13 protein-coding genes are annotated in these 18,399 nt (G+C 52.2%); 7 read left to right on the forward strand and 6 right to left on the reverse strand.

Annotated features, from left to right (window positions below):
• Positions 1 to 215: 215 nt before the first annotated feature.
• Positions 216 to 875 carry a tetratricopeptide repeat protein gene (locus SH302x_RS22005; protein WP_479364886.1) on the forward strand — a complete coding sequence of 220 codons (660 nt, stop codon included), beginning with the start codon at positions 216 to 218 and terminating at the stop codon, positions 873 to 875.
• 522 nt (positions 876 to 1,397) lie between these two features.
• On the opposite strand, the gene SH302x_RS22010 is transcribed toward SH302x_RS22005, so the two are convergent.
• A complete protein-coding gene (locus tag SH302x_RS22010) occupies positions 1,398 to 2,138 on the reverse strand; it encodes a 3-keto-disaccharide hydrolase (protein ID WP_479369302.1) in 741 nt (246 codons plus the stop codon).
• 156 nt (positions 2,139 to 2,294) lie between these two features.
• Positions 2,295 to 2,579: a hypothetical protein gene (locus SH302x_RS22015; protein WP_479364887.1), complete on the reverse strand. Its 285-nt coding sequence runs from the start codon at positions 2,577 to 2,579 to the stop codon at positions 2,295 to 2,297.
• Positions 2,580 to 2,975: 396 nt separating this feature from the next.
• On the opposite strand from SH302x_RS22015, the gene SH302x_RS22020 reads away from it, so the two are divergent.
• Both SH302x_RS22020 and SH302x_RS22025 read left to right on the forward strand, forming a co-directional pair.
• Complete coding sequence (locus tag SH302x_RS22020) at positions 2,976 to 3,305, forward strand: calmodulin-binding protein (RefSeq protein WP_479364889.1); 330 nt, start codon at positions 2,976 to 2,978, stop codon at positions 3,303 to 3,305.
• A 185-nt stretch (positions 3,306 to 3,490) separates the two neighbouring features.
• Positions 3,491 to 5,284 (forward strand): alanine/glycine:cation symporter family protein, encoded by a 1,794-nt coding sequence (locus tag SH302x_RS22025; protein WP_479364890.1) that lies wholly within the window; start codon positions 3,491 to 3,493, stop codon positions 5,282 to 5,284.
• 33 nt (positions 5,285 to 5,317) lie between these two features.
• Here SH302x_RS22025 and SH302x_RS22030 read toward each other — a convergent pair whose 3' ends face one another.
• From SH302x_RS22030 to SH302x_RS22040, 3 genes are all read right to left on the reverse strand, one after another.
• Positions 5,318 to 7,648 (reverse strand): site-2 protease family protein, encoded by a 2,331-nt coding sequence (locus tag SH302x_RS22030; protein WP_479364891.1) that lies wholly within the window; start codon positions 7,646 to 7,648, stop codon positions 5,318 to 5,320.
• 13 nt (positions 7,649 to 7,661) lie between these two features.
• A complete protein-coding gene (locus tag SH302x_RS22035; RefSeq protein ID WP_479364893.1) occupies positions 7,662 to 8,531 on the reverse strand; it encodes an efflux RND transporter periplasmic adaptor subunit in 870 nt (289 codons plus the stop codon).
• A gap of 188 nt (positions 8,532 to 8,719) precedes the next feature.
• Positions 8,720 to 10,972, reverse strand: coding sequence for an efflux RND transporter periplasmic adaptor subunit (locus SH302x_RS22040; RefSeq protein WP_479364895.1), 2,253 nt, complete (start codon positions 10,970 to 10,972; stop codon positions 8,720 to 8,722).
• A 199-nt stretch (positions 10,973 to 11,171) separates the two neighbouring features.
• Here SH302x_RS22040 and SH302x_RS22045 point away from each other — a divergent pair, with 199 nt between their 5' ends.
• From SH302x_RS22045 to SH302x_RS22055, 3 genes are all read left to right on the forward strand, one after another.
• Positions 11,172 to 12,620: a BamA/OMP85 family outer membrane protein gene (locus tag SH302x_RS22045; protein ID WP_479364896.1), complete on the forward strand. Its 1,449-nt coding sequence runs from the start codon at positions 11,172 to 11,174 to the stop codon at positions 12,618 to 12,620.
• A gap of 130 nt (positions 12,621 to 12,750) precedes the next feature.
• Positions 12,751 to 14,457, forward strand: a complete 1,707-nt coding sequence (locus tag SH302x_RS22050; RefSeq protein ID WP_479364897.1) for a BamA/OMP85 family outer membrane protein — start codon at positions 12,751 to 12,753, stop codon at positions 14,455 to 14,457.
• 33 nt (positions 14,458 to 14,490) lie between these two features.
• On the forward strand, positions 14,491 to 15,306 hold the full coding sequence (locus SH302x_RS22055) for a segregation and condensation protein A (RefSeq protein WP_479364898.1): 816 nt from the start codon (positions 14,491 to 14,493) through the stop codon (positions 15,304 to 15,306).
• Between the two features lie 859 nt (positions 15,307 to 16,165).
• Here SH302x_RS22055 and folE read toward each other — a convergent pair.
• A complete protein-coding gene (gene folE / locus SH302x_RS22060; RefSeq protein WP_479364899.1) occupies positions 16,166 to 16,801 on the reverse strand; it encodes a GTP cyclohydrolase I FolE in 636 nt (211 codons plus the stop codon).
• A 495-nt stretch (positions 16,802 to 17,296) separates the two neighbouring features.
• Here folE and recA point away from each other — a divergent pair, with 495 nt between their 5' ends.
• On the forward strand, positions 17,297 to 18,352 hold the full coding sequence (gene recA / locus SH302x_RS22065; protein WP_479369303.1) for a recombinase RecA: 1,056 nt from the start codon (positions 17,297 to 17,299) through the stop codon (positions 18,350 to 18,352).
• The last annotated feature ends 47 nt before the right edge of the window (positions 18,353 to 18,399 follow it).

Here is an 18,399-nt window from a genome sequence, read left to right on the forward strand (position 1 = left end):
GGCTGTTACGCAGCCCATCGTCGCTTGGACCGTCTGCTTTTCTGCCCTGGGGAGAATTCGGGACGAACTATTTGCAACCGGTCGGGGCGCGAACTAGGATGCAAATAGTTAACTACCACAAACCCGATTGCTTCGTGCAAATCCAGCGTCTGATTGAGAGGCTGAATTCGGGTTTAATATGCTTTCCTGGGTTAGATGGGTTCCGGAATATTTCTATGAAAAAGTTCAGCGCACTTTTTTCTGCCGTTTGTGCAGTTAGCTGCATTCAGGCGTCGGCGAACGCTCAAGGCGTAATGGATGAAGTTTACGGTCGCGGCGTGCACGCTTATTTCGCTGGTCAAACCGACAAAGCGATCGAATGGCTCGATAAAGCCATCGCCGCTGGCAGCGAAGATCCTCGGGTCTACTACTATCATGGCTTGGCCATGATGCAGCAGTCTGGTGGCATTATTGATGCCGGAATAAGCGATTTTGAGCAAGCCGCCAATCTGGAAATCACCTCAGGCCGTGTCGTCAACGTGAGCAAGGCACTGGAGCGTATCCAAGGCGCGACGCGACGCGAGATTGAAGACATCCGCCTGCGAGTTCGATTGGAGAACCGTGATCGATTACCACGAACACCTGCGATTCCAGCTCCGGCCACGGATTTCAATTCGGCCACAGATCCATTTGATCGTGGTATGACTGGCGGCGAGCCTGAAGAAATGGGAACACCTCCATCCAGCAGAACACCAGCTCAGCCGGCCGATCCATTTGATACCGAGCCAGCGGCGCCTGCTCCTGCTGCAGGAGATGATGCCAATCCGTTTGGCGATGACGCTCCTGCGGGCGATGACCCCTTTGGTGCTTCCTCCAGCGATGACCCATTCAACTGATCGCGGGCAGTTTTTTGAAACAGCGATAAACTACTGAGCGGCTGGACTGTGGCGTGTCGTCCTGCCTGGTTGGGCAGCCGAGTCCAGTCGCTCAGTTCTTCGGACACGCGATCGATCTGGCGTTGTAGGCCGGAACAAGCAGAGCCACGCTTCGCCGGAACTTCGGTCGCTTGAGACAGATAACGTCACCGGCTCATTGGGATATTGATTGATCGGCTCTGCGCAGTTCCGGCAAGAACAATCGCGACCTTCTTACCGGCCGACGGAGCTTCCGCCTAAAGGCGGTACTACGAACAACTGCAACCTTGCTGCCGGCTTACATGCCGGCGAGCGTTCAAGAGCGTAGGCCGGAACAAGCAGAGCCACGCTTCGCCGGAACTTCGGTCGCTTGAGACAGATAACGTCACCGGCTCATTGGGATATTGATTGATCGTCTCTGCGCAGTTCCGGCAATAACAATCGCGACCTTGTTACCGGCCTACGGTGTTTCCGCCTAAAGGCAGTACTACGAACAACTGCAACCTAGTCCAAGGTCTTGATGCGAATGTCTTTAAATTCGGCCCACATCGGCTTGCCGGCGTGCAACTGCAGCGCTAAGACACCATCGAGCAACGCGGCATCCGATTCGTCGGTAAAATCCAAGATCAACTTGCCATTCATGAAATGCTGAATGTGATTGCCCTTCGCGATAATCACGACTTCGTTCCAATCATCCAGTTTGAAGATCTTTTGGAACTCTTCTTCGCTCACAAAGGTCTCCAAGGATTCTTTTCCGGAAGCGGTCCATTTGGCCTTTTCACCGGTTGCACAAATGCGTCCACGCTTGCCGCCTTCGTCATAAATGAAACCGGATACGTTCGGATACTTCAACTCGTTGCGAATCTCGTGTTGATAGCCGCGCACAACCCAATCATTGCGAACGCTGCCATCGGTAATGTGCTTGGAACGGTACTGGATGCCTGAGTTGTTTGACTCGTTGCAACGAAAGGACAATCGCAATTCGAAATCGCCCGTCTTGCCATCTTGCCAGATTAGGAACGTATTTCCATTGGCGGGGTTTTCTTCGGTGGTTTCGCCGTGAATCACGCCATCGCGAACGGACCACAGACGACTGTCCCCGCTCCATCCGGACAAATCCTTGCCATTAAAAATACTGGTCAATCCCGATTCAGCCGGCAACTTGGCGTCCGAGTCAGCACGCAGCGAGGAAGCGAATTGGAGACTTGTAACGGCAAGGCATAGACTTAAAAATGTTCGAAGCATCATTCAATCTTTCGATTTAGAGGAATCAGGGAAGGACCGGACGCTCAAGTCCGGTTGGATACGTGTTATCCAGTCGACATTATGATTGAAATGACGACCGATGCGAGTACAGGTGTAAGAATTGGCCAGCTTGCGGAATTCCGCTTGGTAGGTTCGTTATTGCAGTCCCACGATTTCGCACAGTGCATACCACTTGCGAAAAGCGGAAAAGGTATCCATCTTGCACACTGGTTCGCAAGCAAATCCAATCTCGCTGATTTCGATGTCGTCGCCCAGGACGATCAGCGACTCGCCGCCGCTGCGCTGGTCGGTTTCTTGATCTGAGAATTGAGGAGCGATTTGCTGCATCGCTTGATGGACCACCCAGACCGCGGCATGTTCAGCCGAAGGGCTATCGATGATGCGTCGTAGGTTTCCGCTTTGCACGTAGAATTTTGCCATTTGAGTCTTCCTGCTGAAACTGTTGGAGTTCGAACGTAGCAGCAAACCGTCTAATCCGCTTACCAGACTTGGCATGCGTCGTTTGCATGGAAGTACTATCGAGGCGACCGATGACAAGTGTGGTCACGGCGGAAGGCAAGTTCAAAATATTTTTCTTCGCCGAGGCGCACGACGACTAACTTCAATCCACCACCTAGTGGCAAACGACGATTGCGTTTTGCGAGCAAAAGCGTCGGTGGTGCAGATTGTCCGACTTATGCAGTAAGTGCCAGTTCTGCTTCAAGAATCGAATGTAACGTTGCCGATGCTAGATTAGAGAAGAGACCTTGGTTTCGTCAAAGGGCGAAGCGTTGTGGGTCCATCGAAGCACAAATCTTGGCTCGTGGAGATATCGGAATGTTCCGAAAGAAACTGATCGCAGCAGCATTTGCCGCCGCTGTTTTGCCTGGAATGATTTCCGTGGCCAGCGCGCAGCAACCGCAAGCATACGGCTCTGCATGGGGTGGCAACAGCGCACCTCGCGACTTTAATCGCTTCATGCACTACCCTTACGTCTACTACCCGCAGAACTACTACGGCAGCGAGTACTACCGTAGTGCTGATAGCATGTACTATCGCTATCCGCCTGAAATGCAGATTCCGGTCTACAACAAAAAATGGCATAATTACTACCCAACAGGGCAACGCTATCACTGGGGCCACCACTTCATTTTGGACGTGTTCTAAGCGTTCGGCTGGCACCACAGCAAAATTCAAAGTCACACTAACGCGAAGCTCACCCCTTCGCGTTTTTTATTGGCTTGGCCAGTTTTTGCCATACTCAAGAGGGTGCGAAACGTGGCTAAGCATGCTAAACTTTGCCAATTCGGTTTTCGTCACCATGAATTCCCATACCACAGGTTGAATCTCCAGTGAACAACAAAACTTTGCAACCAAGCCACTTACGATTTCTGTCCACGTGCGTGTTGTCGAAGTTTTTCTGGTTCATGCTGGCTATGTCTTTCGTTGGCTTGACTCAAACAAACAGCAGTCTTGCTCAAGAGGATGTGACCACGACATCTGTAGTGGAAAATATCCCTGATCCAGCAGTCGCGCCGAAAGGCTTAGACAAACGTATCGACGAGGCCTTCGCTCCGATCGCTGGCTGGTGGGAAAGCTTGGTCTTTACATCGGTTCCGATCGGTGGTGGCAAGAAAGTGCCAATCGTTTTGATCGTGCTGGTGCTAAGCGCGGTATTGTTTACGATTTCATTTGGATTCATCAACGTTCGGTTGTTACCGTTTGCAGTCCAAGTCGTCTGCGGCAAGTACGACGCGATGGATCACTCCGAAAAGAATGCAGAAGCTCCGCCGTCGACGACTGCTCCGACATCAGACTCCAATGCTCTGCCAACAACCGAGGATAATCAATCAGGGGAAGTCTCGCACTTCCAGGCATTAGCGACTGCTGTTTCTGGCACCGTTGGCTTAGGCAACATATCAGGCGTTGCCGTCGCAGTGGCGGTGGGTGGTCCAGGCGCAACGTTCTGGATGATTGTGTGTGGCCTGTTGGGCATGTCGACTAAGTTCGTGGAATGCACCTTGGGCGTCAAGTATCGTGATATCGAACGCGACGGTACAGTGCATGGCGGGCCGATGTACTATTTGCAACATGGGTTAGCGGATATTGGTCTAGCTCCGCTGGGCCGAGCACTTGCAGTCATATTCGCACTGCTATGCATCGGTGCTTCGTTTGGTGGCGGAAATGCGTTTCAAGCCAATCAAGCGACGCAGCAGATCATCTCGATTTTTGGAGTGGAAAAAGGGGATGTTGATCAAAATGCGTTCTCGTTCCGAAGTGTTCTTGCGTATTTAGTGGAAAGCGGAGCCGCCGGTGCAACCATCGGCTTGATTTTGGCCGTCTTGGTAGGGGCCGTGATCATTGGAGGCATCAAACGTATCGCGAAAGTAACCGAGAAGATCGTACCCTTGATGGCGATCATCTACGTCATCGCAGCGTTGATCATTATCCTGTTCAATATTCGACATCTGGGGACTGCTATTTCAGCGATCATCACGGGAGCGTTTGATCCGGTCGCTGGTGTTGGCGGCATGCTTGGCGTAATCATTGTGGGCTTTCAGCGAGCGGCATTCTCCAATGAAGCTGGAGCTGGCTCAGCCGCCATCGCTCATTCAGCCGTCAAGACACATTACGCTGCCTCCGAAGGCGTGGTTGCTTTGCTAGAGCCCTTCATCGATACAGTAGTCATTTGCACAATGACAGCTCTGGTCATTGTATTGTTCAACATCAATGGCACTTTCGCTTATGGGGATGTTGTCAATAATGCGGTGCTAATCGACGGCCAGCGACTTGGCGGTGTTGATTTGACGTCCGCGGCCTTTGACAGTGTTTTGCCTGGCTTTCGATACATGCTGACGGTGGCCATTGTCTTGTTTGCTGTCTCGACCATGATTTCGTGGAGTTACTATGGTCTACAATCGTGGAAGTACATTTTTGGTCGCAGTCAGACTTCCGATTTGACCTACAAGCTAATCTATTGTGCCTTCATTGTGATTGGCGCTGCGGCAACACTCGATTCGGTAATTCGTTTTTCCGACGCGATGATTCTCGCGTTGGTGTTCCCCAACGTGCTGGGACTTGTACTGTTGACTGGTAAAGTCAAAAAGGAACTGAGTCGCTACTTGGCGGCGGTAAAAGCTAACTGAGTTGCCAAAGAACAAACGGTGGCTGCGGTCCACTTATCTTGTCAATTGCTTGGCATACTCAAGGCTGCGGTCGAGCAGACTTTTACCGGAAGCAGCAAAGACGACCGACGCATTTCCATCTTCAACAAACTCAAGTTCTGAGGCCTGCTCATTGAGACTCAAAGCGACTTCATAGTAAGCCTTGGAGGCATCGCCACCGCGCCAAGCGTCCTTTGAAAAAAGCTGCTGCTGCTGACTGCTTGCGGCTTGGATCAAGTGCGAGATCCTGCTGACTGATGCGTGAAACACGGCATGCGGATATTGCGCAATGCGCACCTTGGCCGACTGCCCCACAAAGACGGCCGCTCGATCTTCTTGTCGCAATTGAATCTCAATGATTGGCTGACGGTCCGCCGAACAAGTATATCCCAGCAAAGTCCCTTGCTCTAATCGACGCCCAATCATGGATGCGGTGAGGATTGAGTTGTGTTGGCCGACCGATTGCGATGCAGCTAAACCTGGCATGGAAAACGGGATGGGCGTTTCAAGCATGGGCAAGGCCGTTGGAACAAAGTGTTCTGCTGCTCGAACCTGCATCGCATAAGCAGCGGACTGACGCTGTAATAGTTCAAAGCGTTGTTGACGCAAACGGCGCACAGTCTCTAGTCTTGGCAATTGATCGAAGGCGGCCTTCTGATAGTATGCCGCTTGCTGTAGCACCGATTGTTTGGAATCAATTTCGTCAATCGATTGCAGAATCCGCATCAATTCACGATCGGCCGAATGACGGGCAAGTCGGATGGTCGTGCCGTCGGAACGTTCTATGCTTTCCAGAGTCGTGGTAGGAGTTGATACATAGATCGGCTGCCGGTCTTGGGTAACGACTAAACCACTAGCTTGAATGCGACGGGGCAGAGGAATGAAAACCGAGGCCATCAGGCAAGCTGCGGCTAAACTCCAAACGATCGCTCGTCCCGCTCGCTGCCAGAGGCGGTTGGCGGACCGAGCCCCCGAGGTAGGAGTGCTTTTCGTAGCCTGAAAGAATCCCTGCCGTGTCGGCTGGGCTAATCGCTGGTCAAGACTGGTCGCGATGCCTAGCACGACAATCATACTGACCATCGTCCACCCAATCTCCGTGACACGCCAAGCGTGGCAGGTCATCAAAAGTCCGACCATGATTCCAAATGCGATCGTATAGCGATAAGCCTTCGCGATCGGGGCATATAATCCCAAGAAGCATAGCAGTGAAAATGATTCGTGGCGAATCCTGGAACCGATCGCCGGTGGCTCGATCAACAAAAGACTCCGAAACCAAGATTGCCAAAGCTGATAGGACGAGCGGTGCAAATCCGCCAATTCCAAGTAATCGCAAAGTATGTGATAGCCGTCATACTTCATCAATGGGTTGGCATTGAACAGAATCGATGTCCCAAGACAAATGGCAATCGTCGCAAAAGCCAACTCTTGCAGTAGGCCCGTCCCCGAGAACAACCACACCCAGATAGCCAGTGCTGCGACGATCAATTCTACGTAAACACCGGCCGCAAAGACCGCCATGCGAGCTCGTCGACTGGAGATTCGCCAAGCATCGGTCACATCAACGTAAGGAAATGCGATACACAAAATCCGCATCACGCCAAGCTCGGTACAACGAGCTCCTTGACGAACACAAACGACGGCATGTGCAGCTTCGTGCATGAACCTCGTTACGACCAAAATGATCAAGCAGCCGATCCATAGACTCCAGTTTTGAATGGTCCCCAAGCTGATCGCCGCACCCCACGCAGCGGCATCAATGCGAGTTATAGCCAACATTAAAGCTAAACAACTGACGGCAATAAACGCGAGCCAAAGGGGGACCGATAATGGGCCAAAAAGCCAATCGACGCGTGGCGCGAGAATCGTAGCAATGCGTTGCGGGCTTCCCAGTCGCAGCCGCTGGTACAGCAATGAACTCAGTGTGCGTTTTAAACCAGATAGCCACTGCGATAGCTCAGACTTTCGCTGGAGTTGCGGTCGTTGAAGAGGCTGCGTGGTTAAGTCGGCCGACTCTTGCTCCAGCCGCTTCTCGGTCGCTAGGTTCAGCAGCAAGTGATTCCGCTTGGCGAACCGCAAGGTCTCTTGAATGCGTTCCAAGGAAGCTGCCTCAAGCGTAAACTCATGTCGTAATCGCTGAATCGCGTCTTTCAAACGAACCGAACCGTCCAAGCTCTGTAACAGTTTGGCGTCTAGGTCTTCGCAGCGATAATGTAGGTTGCTCACAGGATCGCTCAAGATCCACCATGAACGCTGTGTACCGACATGTTCGGTCCATTCTAGGTTCTTCCGTAACGCTACAAGATCGACGTCTGCTTGCGATTCGACCAGCCAAACTGCATCATCCATGATCGTTCTACTTTTAGTCTAAGATTTGCATAGTGACGAGCATGCCGGGCAACAACTGCCAGTACCCGTTGGCTTTATAGTTCTGAATCGTGGCGTGAATACGGACGGTACCAGCACTGGTGACTTCAGGGTCAAAGTGGGTGATGCGACCGCCTACGCGATTTGATTTGTCGCTTGCTTCCATATACGGCAAGGTGACCCAAACGCTGCGTCCAATCAACAACGAGGGGTGACGTCCTTGCAATGGCACAAAAGCATCGACGCGCAGCTCGCTCAATCGAACCAGCGATGCGATACTTTCGCCTGCTTGTACCCATTCGCCTGCCCGTTTGTTGCTTTTGGTCAATTGGCCATCGAAGGGAGCGGCGATTTCAAATTTCTTCAATCTCTGTCGAATGGCTTCAAGGCTTTTCTGAGATAGATCCGCTTTGGCAAGCAACTGCTTTCGAGCAAGCTTCTCATGTTGAAGCTTTAATTGCGCTTGCTCTAGGGACAATTGGCGTGAACGCAGTTCCGCTTCACTGGCCGCCCCACGTCGATCGATTTCGCGATAGTTTTCCAAAGCGATTTTCGCTTCGTTTAAAACTGATGCCGCAAATGCTTCGTCCGTTGTGTCGTTGGCGATCTCTTTCGCCAGTGCGGCGTTGGACATGGCGATGCCCTCTTCCATAAGTACAGCGGTAGCATCCAATTTGGCAAGGATCTGTCCAGACTTAACTTCGCTACCTGGTTGAATATTGAATTCGGAAAGCACCCCTGTTTCTTGAGCGGGCAGTTCGATAGCATCGATCGCGAACACTGGGCAGTTGGGCAAAACCATGCCTTGTGCGCTGTCAGGTGCAGCGACACTCGTAAAATTTTGGGCATGTGAAATAACTGTCAAAGGGAACAGAACGAAGACCGCGGACAGAGCGGAGCTTCGAACGGCAAATATGCGTTGCCTTTCGCTGCGAATCGATGGATACCTCTTAGTCGCCTTTCGCTCCACGAAAGCAGCATTCCTCATCGCAACTTTTGCGGAGCAAAAGGCGACTCTCCTGTAAAGTGCTCGCGCGATGACATCAATAATCTTTACAACCATAACCGTACCTTCGCCCATAGATTGAGCACGAGATCACGCGACAATACCCAAATAACCGGTTGTTTCCCCACGATGACTTCGACGGTCGCCGTCGCTCCTGGCGTTAACTGAGGCACCATCGCAGGATCCACGGTGGCATAGATGGGAACAATGGGTAAACCATCCAAACTGCGATGCAGCACATATTGGCCAGCGCTGGTTGGCTGAACTTGCAAGTCGATAAGCTTTAGCGGCGAGCTGTCCAAGCGACACTTCAACACTGGCTGGCCCATAGTGCTCAAGTAATCTAAGAATTGGCCAAGGTCTTCTTCTCGCAATGCAATCTCGAACCCCCAATCGGATTCAGGATCGTAGATTGTGGCCAACGGTTGCCCGAAGATGACAGGCTTATTGTGAAGCAGCGAGTCGATCTTCCAAGTTCCTACGACGCCTTTAATGCGAGCTTGCACTTCAAGTTCTCGCATTTGCTGTTCAAGCAGCGCGAGACGTTCGGCTTGAGTGCGCAGGATGACCGACAAAGTCTGCATTTCGCCTTCTAATGACGAGCGTTGTTGCGGCGGCAGATCGCTTGATCGCAACAAATGCATTTCGATATCGCGTCGTCGTTGCTCATTCTCCACGCGTTCAGCGACCAGGGACTCATATTCATTTTCCAAGTCGATACTCTTGATGCGTAAGATCGGTTGTTGAGCCGTTACGGTTTGGCCATAACGCACCAGCACATCATCGACGATTCCTGTCGCGGGCGAATACACGGTTTGCAGTTGCGCTGGCACCAGGGTGGCGGGCGCTGTGAGTGTAAGTGGCACAGGAATGCAACACACTGCTGCAAACACGGCCACCAGTAGCCCAATCCGCGTCGACGGTTTGGCAAGAATCCGGCGCACGACGGAAGTCGACTTGGGCCTGCGATTCTCGCGCAGAGTAGATCCAACGGGACTGTGCTGCAGCAGCTCGGTCGACAACCGTACCACCGGCGCGATTTCGGCCATCCTTTGGCTCAAATCCTGCGGCAAGTCTTCAAGCTCGTTACGATACCAAAACAGCAGTAGGCCTACGAAATTCGGATGCTGCTTTCGGTTGGACTGACAAGCGTGTACTGGAAGCCAAGCGATTGCTTGGGTACCAAACAATTCGTGAAGCTTGCGTTCGGCTGGATCATCTGCAGAAAAGACTGCGGTGACTACCGCGGGGGAATCTGCAACATCGATCGCCGCGCGGCGTTGGAAGAACTTGGTCAACTCAAGAAATGCGGTGCCTTGTTCGGAGATGCGAAGTTCATTCGCTCGACAACTTAGTTTGATCGTCGTATGTAAGTCGTTCTGATACGCGTAGAAAGCTTCATCGGCTTGCGCCCAGTGCATGATCGTTTTGACCACGCTTGTCTCTTCGATCTGACCCAAGTCTTTGGGGGAAAGCGTGGCTGTCAGGCCCGTTCGATGTGCTTCGTCCAGTCGCGCTGTGATTTGTTGAGCGGCCTCAAAGACACTTTTGGCTCGTTTCAACTCACGCAGTTCAAAGCTGCGTAGAAAATCTGCGACCAGTTCTGATATTTGAACCACGAATCTGAGATAGCCGCGATGCGTGGCAGGCCCGCCGGAAGGAGTGAGGACCGCTTGTAGCCAGAACCGACACCCGCGAGTCTCCATACGTACCGGTGCATACACTAAACAGTAAGGGCTTGTGTTCGGAGGTCGTCCTGACGGCGAACTGTGTAGCGAAGGAGGCACCAGCGTCGGTTGTTTATCGCTGGCAAGTACATGCAGAATCGCCGCATGCTCTTGCGAAGGATGACCTTCTGGTTCCGATAGCTCCGATGCTGCCTGCAGACTGGCGATTGGCTCGGCGGCCAGTTCTTCGACCGCTTCGATGCGACGCTCGATTTGGAAAAGTGAGTCAAACGGATCGACTTCTGACTTGCTATCGTTTCGCTGTTGTGAAGTGTCCGCAGCTAGCAAGCAGGCAGGCAATTCGATCGCCGACGCTACGGACCATTGTCCCTCTTGAGAAACTTCCCAAATGGCAACGCCGACGGCCCCCATTGCTTCCCGCATGCGTTGCAACGCGATTTGAAAGAACTGCTCGCGATCTTTCAGTTGACGCGAAGCCGCTGCGATATCAGCGACCAGGGCCGCGATTTGGGCACGCGTTTGTCGTAAGTGCTCTGGCTGCAAGTCGAGCACGCCTTCCATCTGGGGAAGTGTAGCGGTACTCGATTCTTGCGAAACCGGCGACATGGTCATGCTTTACCAATAGGGGGGAATGGTTTGTCCAAGCGACACGATTTGACTACCAAATTTATCCCTCTGCATGCAATGGAAGATTGAATACTCCGACTTTATCGCGATTTTAGAATTGATAATCGCATTGCATTTGTCTCGCCGTTTCGCTACTAAACAAGTCCACGACACCATTGTGCAAATTCCATGGAGGGTAATGCGCATGCAGGAAAAACAACCTAATTTGACTGTCCTACGCAGACTGACAACAGTCGGTGCGGTGGGGCTAGTGATGGCCCTTGCATTCATGCCGCAGGCACGTCTGCTGAGCCAAGGGGCCGATAGCGTCCAATCTGCTCTGCCGGCATTCAATGAGCCAAAATTCAAAGACCGGCTCTTTGCCTCCGGCGGTCCAACGCTGCGAGATTCCAAGAATGGCAAGCAGGTGACTCGAGTCATGATCGAAGGTAACGAATCGATCTCGGAGCACAATGTTCTTTCGCATATGCAAACACGAGAAGATCGCATCTTCGACAGCGATGTTTTTGCTCGCGACATTGCGGAACTTTATCGAACCGGCTTCTTCCAGCAGATTCGGCCAACGTTCTTCGAAGACGAAGCGACCGGGACCGTGCAGATCAAGCTGGTGGTTACCGAAAAACCGACCATACGGAAAATTACTTTCCACGGTAACCGCGTCTTCAGCGACAAGAAGCTGCTGAAGTATTGCGGCTTTCAGGTCGGCGACCCCATCAGCCCTCATACCGTACTGGCGGCTCGAAATCGTCTTGAAGAATACTATAAATCCGAAGGCTTCAATCATGCCAATGTCGAGGTCCACGAGGGCGACAAACCCAACGACCGCGAGATTGTCTATCGCATCAGCGAAGGCGAACTGGAACGGGTCGCAAGCATTCGGTTTATAGGCAACGAGGCCTTCAACTCGGAGATCTTAAAGACAAAAATTCGAACCAAGGACGGCAATCGGTACATCCCCAAGCTCACGATGTACATGTTCAATCGAGCTTCGCTGGATACGATCGAAGATGATGTGATCGGGCTGACCGAATACTACCGATCGCTGGGATACTTTGATGCGCGCATCCGCCACACCATGGAGTACGATCAAGCGGGCAAGTTTGTCAATCTGACCTTCGTGATCTCAGAAGGCAAACCTTATCGCGTCCGCAATGTATCCGTCGAGGGGAATCAATACTATCCCACCGAAGCGATCGAACCCTTTCTCGATGTGAAAGCGAACACCGAGTATCGTCAAGCTCGCAAGATGAAAGACGAACGCTTTCTGCGCGATGCATATGGCTCCGTCGGATTCATCTTTTGCGAAGTGATCGCTCGCCTGGAACTGGACCCAGAAAACCATCTCGTCGACATCGTCTATGAAATCGATGAAGGCGACATCTATCGCTGCAGTGATATCAATATTCACATCAATGGCGATAAATCGTATACCAAGCAGCGAGTCCCTATGAACCTGATGGGCTATTTGCGACCTGGTGCAATTATCGATGCTACCGAAGTTACAAACGCGAAACGTCGTTTGAGTAACAGCACGATCTTTGAATCCAATCCAGCCAACGGAGATCCACCCCGGATCGTAATTCGTCCTTTCAATGAAGATGACTTAAAGGGCAGCTTTGAAGACAACTTCTAATGCCAATGCTTGAACAACTAAGATTTGCCAAGCTGCAAGCAACCGTTGCAGTTTGCCTTGAGAAACAACGCACTCTTCGAACTAGACCACAATGATATCGCAACCAAAAACTACGAAAGAGCCATCGCCAATGCGGAAGTTGCGATTGTTTTTGCAGCCGCTTGAGCAAAGCACAAGTGCGCAGTGCATGGCTTTGGGGAGTCGTGCAAACCGCCAGTTTTCAGCGTGTGACATGGTGCAGCGAGTGCTTTGTAGGTGGGTGACGTTTTTGTGCGCAGTGCTGGGCATGAGCCTGCTGTCGATGCCTGCAACAGCTCAAGATATCCCCAATCGGTACAGTAACCAGCCAAGCTTTCAACCTCAGCCAAGCTTCAATAATCAGCCCAACTACAACCAATTGCCCGCTCCGAACTCCGGTTTCGCGCCGGCTTCGGACTATTACGGTGCGCCGACCATCACCAGCGATCCATGGGGGAACACAACTCAAATCGCCCCCCCTCCAGTAAATAGCCAGTCGTTTGGTGCGCAACAGCCCTATGTCACGCAGCAGCCATTTACAACGCAGCAGCAGCAGTTTGCAACTCAGCCACCATTTGGCAACCCTGAAAACGTTCAAGGCTTCCCCGTTCCGAATCAACCGATGATGCCCGGCAACACACTGCCAGCTCCGGTTGGGCTTGGCGATCCGTTGCCGCCGCTCAGTTCACCATGGACGATCAATGCCAATGGAGCCAACACCAGCGGGCTGTATCAACCGCGAGTCCGCGACGTTCCGATCGATGTTTATTTGCAAGAAGCTCAAACGGGGCGATTCATTTTGGGTGGTTCGGTCAATACCGACTTAGGAGTCGCTGGGCAAGTCATCTTGGAAGAGCGTAACTTTGATATCACGCGTTTTCCGCGCGGGTTTCGCGATCTCTTCAACGGAGCATTCCGTGGGGGTGGGCAAAACTTTCGTCTGGAAGCGGTACCCGGTAATCAAGTGCAACGCTATTCGGTAGATTGGACCGAACCGAATCTGTTTGGTTACTCGCCGTTCAGTTTGTCCGTCGGCGGATTCTTCTTCAACCGCATCTATCGTGATTACGACGAAGAACGGTTAGGTGGTCGTGTCGCGATCGGCTATGTGGTAACGCCAGACTTGCAGGTAAGCTCCGAGATTCGTTTGGAGAATGTTGAAATTTCCGATCCGCGAGTCGCCGGTATTCAGATTCTGGAACGCGCTTTAGGTGACAACGACGTTTATACAGGTCGCGTTCGATTGACTCACAACACACGCGATAGCCCGTTCTTGCCTACCGAGGGCCACTTCTTCGAAGCGATCTATGATCAAGTCTTCGGTGAATACGATTTCCCTCGTATCCAGTTGAATTACAGCCGTTACTTCCTGATTCGCGAGCGAGCCGACGGTGGTGGACGTCACACTTTGACTTCTGCACATCGTCTGGGTTTCAGCGGCGAGGACACTCCGATCTTTGAAAACTTTTTTGCTGGTGGTTTTACGACTTTGCGAGGTTTCCGATTTCGCGGTGCAAGCCCGACGGAAAACACTGTGCAAGTTGGAGGACGGATGCAGTTCCTCGGTTCGCTGGAATACATGATGCCGCTGACGGCCGATGATATGTTGCGATTAGTAACGTTCGTCGACTACGGTATCATTGAACGCGATATCGATTTCAACTGGGACAACTTCCGCGTGGCACCAGGACTTGGATTGCGTGTCGCAGTGCCAGCGATGGGACCTGCCCCACTGGCGTTCGATTTTGCATTCCCGCTGAACGAAGCAGACGGCGATCAAACGCAAGTGTTTAGTTTCAGCGTCGGTGTGACTCGATAGATCATTTCACGATCCTCAGCGGTATACGCCATCATGGAAAACTTCACGATCGATCTGGATGTTTATGCAGGTCCTTTGGATCTGCTGCTGTATCTTGTTCGACGTGAAGAACTGGACTTAGTCGATGTCTCGCTGGCGAAGATCACGCACCAATTCATCGACTTTATCGAAGTGCTCGAAACGCTGGACATCGATGGCGTGGGCGATTTTTTAGAGATTGCCGCGCTGCTGGTGGAGATGAAAGCGAAAGCAGTCTTACCAACTCCACAAGAGGAACTGGTATCTGAAGCCGCCGCGTTTGACGAACAAGATGATCAACTGGTCTTGCGATTGCTGGAGTACAAACGCTTCCGCGATGCCGCAAGTGTATTGGAAGAACGTGCTATCGAGTGGCAAATGCGTTATCCGCGGTTGGTCACCGATTTGCCCACACGTTTCATCGCTACCGAAGATCAACCTTTGGAGCGAATCGAAGTTTGGGATTTAGTCAGTGCCTTCGGTCGCATTCTACGTGAACGCCAACCAGCCCCAACAGAAACAGTGATCTACGACGAAACGCCGATGCATGTGCATATGCGTACGATCCATGAAAAAGTCATTGCTCATAAACAAATTGAATTGCAGTCGCTGTTTGTACCTGGCCAGCACAAGAGCACGTTGGTGGGGCTTTTCCTGGCGACGTTGGAACTAACGCGGCATCATGGTTTAGATGTGCGGCAAGTAGGATTGGACGGTCCGTTGCTGTTGATAGCAGGTGAGCGATTCAATCCCGAACTCGAGGTGGCTGAGATCGATAACATGCTCGCCGAGCAATTGAGCTCGTCAAACATCGCGTATCGACCTAGATAATTTTCTCATCATCGATTTCGTTTAACCTTAAGTCGCAGAAATGGAAGTATCTCCCGGACAAGCCGGGAGCATTGGAAAGACAGAAGGCCACAAGGCACATCGTTCTGAGATCGCGAGTTTTGAGCGCCCGTTGGGCTTGCCCCAACGCGTCGCAATAGGATTGGTGTTGCTAAGTTCGCTGGGCACGCTGTCTAGAACTCCAAAGCGGTGTCCGATGGGGGCAAGCCCCAATCGGACATGCTCGCACGTCATGCTTTAGGGCACCAATCCCATGGCGAAGATTGGGCAACAGAATGGGGGCAAGAGAATGGTTATATCGCTCTTAGCGCACCAATCTCATGGCGAAGACTGGGCGCATCGCCCCGCTGCGCGTCGATGCTTGCACCACAGCGTGAACCGAATCCCACTGGCTTGTCCAGTGGATGGTTGGGTTTCTCGCTACAGCAAAGAGCCCGCCATAACGGGAATCCCACCGGCTCGTCCGGTGGATCGTTCGGTTCCTCGCTAGTTAACATCGCTCTCTAGCAAGAAACGGAACGATCTCCTGGGCAAGCCAGGAGCATTAGCGTTAAAGAGGTTGTATGGTCGTAAGCATGTAGCTAGAAACGTAACAATCTCCCGGACAAGCCGGGAGCATTGGAAAGACAGAAGACCAAGGCACAACGTTCGGAGATCGCGAGCTCTGAGCGACCGTTGGGCTTGCCCCAACGCGTCGCAATAGGATTGGTGTGCTAAGTTAGCGCACCAATCCAATGGCAAAAACTGGGCACATGGTTGCCCCGCCCGAAACGGGAGGGTGAAATAGAAGTGTTACGTCGGCGTCTGATGGTCATTCGAGCGCCTTCTCGGAACACTATTGTTAGCGGTGGTGATTCAAGATCAGTCCAAGAATCTCCGTTCGGCTCGCCTGGTCTTCGCGGAAAATGCCGCGTAGAGCGCTTGTCACGCACAAGCTACCTGGCTTCTTGATGCCACGCATGGTCATGCAGGAATGCGTGGCCTGGACGACCACTGCCACGCCGCGGGCGCTGAGTTCTTGCTCGACTAAGTCTGCGATGGTCTCGGTCATACGCTCTTGGACTTGGGGGCGACGAGCTACTTCATCGACGACGCGAGCTAACTTGCTCAGCCCGACCACTTTACCGTCGGGCAAATATCCGATATGGGCTTGGCCGTTGAAGGGCAGTAAGTGATGTTCGCACATGCTATTGAACTGGATGTCGCGTACTAAAACCACTTCGTCATAACGTTCTTTAAAGACACGATGCAGATGTTTGGCTGGATCGGCGTGCAAGCCTGCAAAAACTTCCGCGTACATGCGAGCGACTCGGGCGGGTGTTTCAAGCAAACCTTCGCGATCAGGGTCCTCGCCGACGGCGATCAGAATTTCGCGAACCGCTGCTTCAATACGTGCGTGATCGACAGCGCCTTTTTTGGTAGAGCGGGTGCCGCTGTTACGATTTGACAATTTATCCTCAATCGATGTAGTGATCATATTTGGCCATCCGGCAAGGTTTAGGAATTGCGATGGCACTACAAATCTAAAGCCATCATCTTACGTCCAACTGAATAATTACCAACCGTCAAGCCCGTAAAACTAGGAAAACGGGAGTTCTGTTGCCCCTGAACCCAAGAATGTGTCACAGCCGACGGTCAAATGGCTGGCTGAAAACAGCCTTCAGGGGAAAAAGACGGTATCTGTCACGGGTTGTTACTGAGCTGAAAAGTGGTGCAAAGACAGCGACAACCGTGGAAAGCTAGCGATGAAGGAACGCAAAATTTTCGAAAAAATGCCGCGACTTCTTGAGTCAGTGACCATACGTGTCACAGCCGAATCGGATAATCTTTACAGTTACAGAAAAACGATCCGAGAAAGTGAATTCGAAGATACGTTCAGGTTTTCTTCACGTGTATGTAGTCATCGATAGGAGATGAGGTAATGGCCGCTAAAAAGAAGAATGAAAAAGTCACGGAAAAGACGTTGAACGGCATGGAGGGCGTGCTCAAACGTGAACCTGGGCTTAAGACGACGCTGCAACAGATTGAAAAGCAGTTCGGCGAAGGTTCGATTATGCCGCTGGGCGGCGAAGCTCAACTGAAAATTGAGGGAATTACCACCGGTTCTCTCTCATTGGATATGGCTTTGGGAGGTGTGGGTGTTCCCAGGGGACGGATCATCGAGATCTTTGGCCCAGAGTCCAGCGGTAAGACGACGCTCGCTTTGCATATCTGCGCCGAAGCGCAGCACGCAGGCGGGATCGCAGCGATTATCGACGCAGAACATGCGTTTGACCCCACCTGGGGAAAGAAAATCGGTGTCGAACTAGATACCCTCTTGGTTTCACAGCCCAGTAGCGGTGAAGAAGCTATGCAGATCACCGAGATGCTCGTCAAAAGCAACGCGGTGGACGTCATCGTGATCGACTCGGTAGCGGCGTTGGTGCCCAAGCAAGAATTGGAAGGAGAAATTGGCGATTCGCATATCGGCTTGCAAGCGAGACTGATGAGCCAATCGATGCGAAAGTTGACTGGAGCGATCGCTCGCAGCAAAGCGACCGTAATCTTCATCAACCAGATTCGTGAAAAAGTCGGCGTGATGTTCGGGTCGCCCGAAACGACCTCCGGTGGGCGCGCGCTGAAGTTCTATGCTTCTTGTCGAATTGATATCCGTCGAACCGGGCAATTGAAAGATGGCGAAGAAGTGGTCGGACAACGCGTCAAAGCCAAGATCGTGAAGAACAAGGTGGCTCCTCCTTTCCGTATTGCGGAATTCGACATGATGCACACCGGCGGCATTAGCTACGAAGGCGACGTTTTGGATCTGGGGACGCTGCATAAGATCGTCAACCGCAGCGGTGCTTGGTTCAAGTATGGCGAAGTGTATTTGGGGCAGGGTAAAGAGAAGGCTCGAAACTTCTTGATTGAAAACCCGGAAGTGACTGCGGAGATCCGCGAGAAGATCATGGCTGCAGGCGGTTACGCCGGGCCAGAAGGGATCGTCGACGCCGACGTTGAAGATGAAGCGTTAACCGAAGTCGACAGCTAACGGTTAAGCTGATCGCCTCAAAGTGCCAGCTCAAACGGTTCACCTTC

The organism is Njordella calcicola (assembly GCF_056494125.1).

Coding starts and splice junctions, on each gene's coding strand:
- SH302x_RS22055 (WP_479364898.1), top strand. CDS start 14,491: ATGGAAAACTTCACGATCGATCTGGATGTTTATGCAGGTCCTTTGGAT.
- SH302x_RS22020 (WP_479364889.1), top strand. CDS start 2,976: ATGTTCCGAAAGAAACTGATCGCAGCAGCATTTGCCGCCGCTGTTTTG.
- SH302x_RS22030 (WP_479364891.1), bottom strand. CDS start 7,648: ATGGATGATGCAGTTTGGCTGGTCGAATCGCAAGCAGACGTCGATCTT.
- recA (WP_479369303.1), top strand. CDS start 17,297: ATGGAGGGCGTGCTCAAACGTGAACCTGGGCTTAAGACGACGCTGCAA.
- SH302x_RS22045 (WP_479364896.1), top strand. CDS start 11,172: ATGCAGGAAAAACAACCTAATTTGACTGTCCTACGCAGACTGACAACA.
- SH302x_RS22010 (WP_479369302.1), bottom strand. CDS start 2,138: ATGCTTCGAACATTTTTAAGTCTATGCCTTGCCGTTACAAGTCTCCAA.
- SH302x_RS22015 (WP_479364887.1), bottom strand. CDS start 2,579: ATGGCAAAATTCTACGTGCAAAGCGGAAACCTACGACGCATCATCGAT.
- SH302x_RS22040 (WP_479364895.1), bottom strand. CDS start 10,972: ATGACCATGTCGCCGGTTTCGCAAGAATCGAGTACCGCTACACTTCCC.
- SH302x_RS22005 (WP_479364886.1), top strand. CDS start 216: ATGAAAAAGTTCAGCGCACTTTTTTCTGCCGTTTGTGCAGTTAGCTGC.
- SH302x_RS22050 (WP_479364897.1), top strand. CDS start 12,751: ATGCGGAAGTTGCGATTGTTTTTGCAGCCGCTTGAGCAAAGCACAAGT.
- folE (WP_479364899.1), bottom strand. CDS start 16,801: ATGATCACTACATCGATTGAGGATAAATTGTCAAATCGTAACAGCGGC.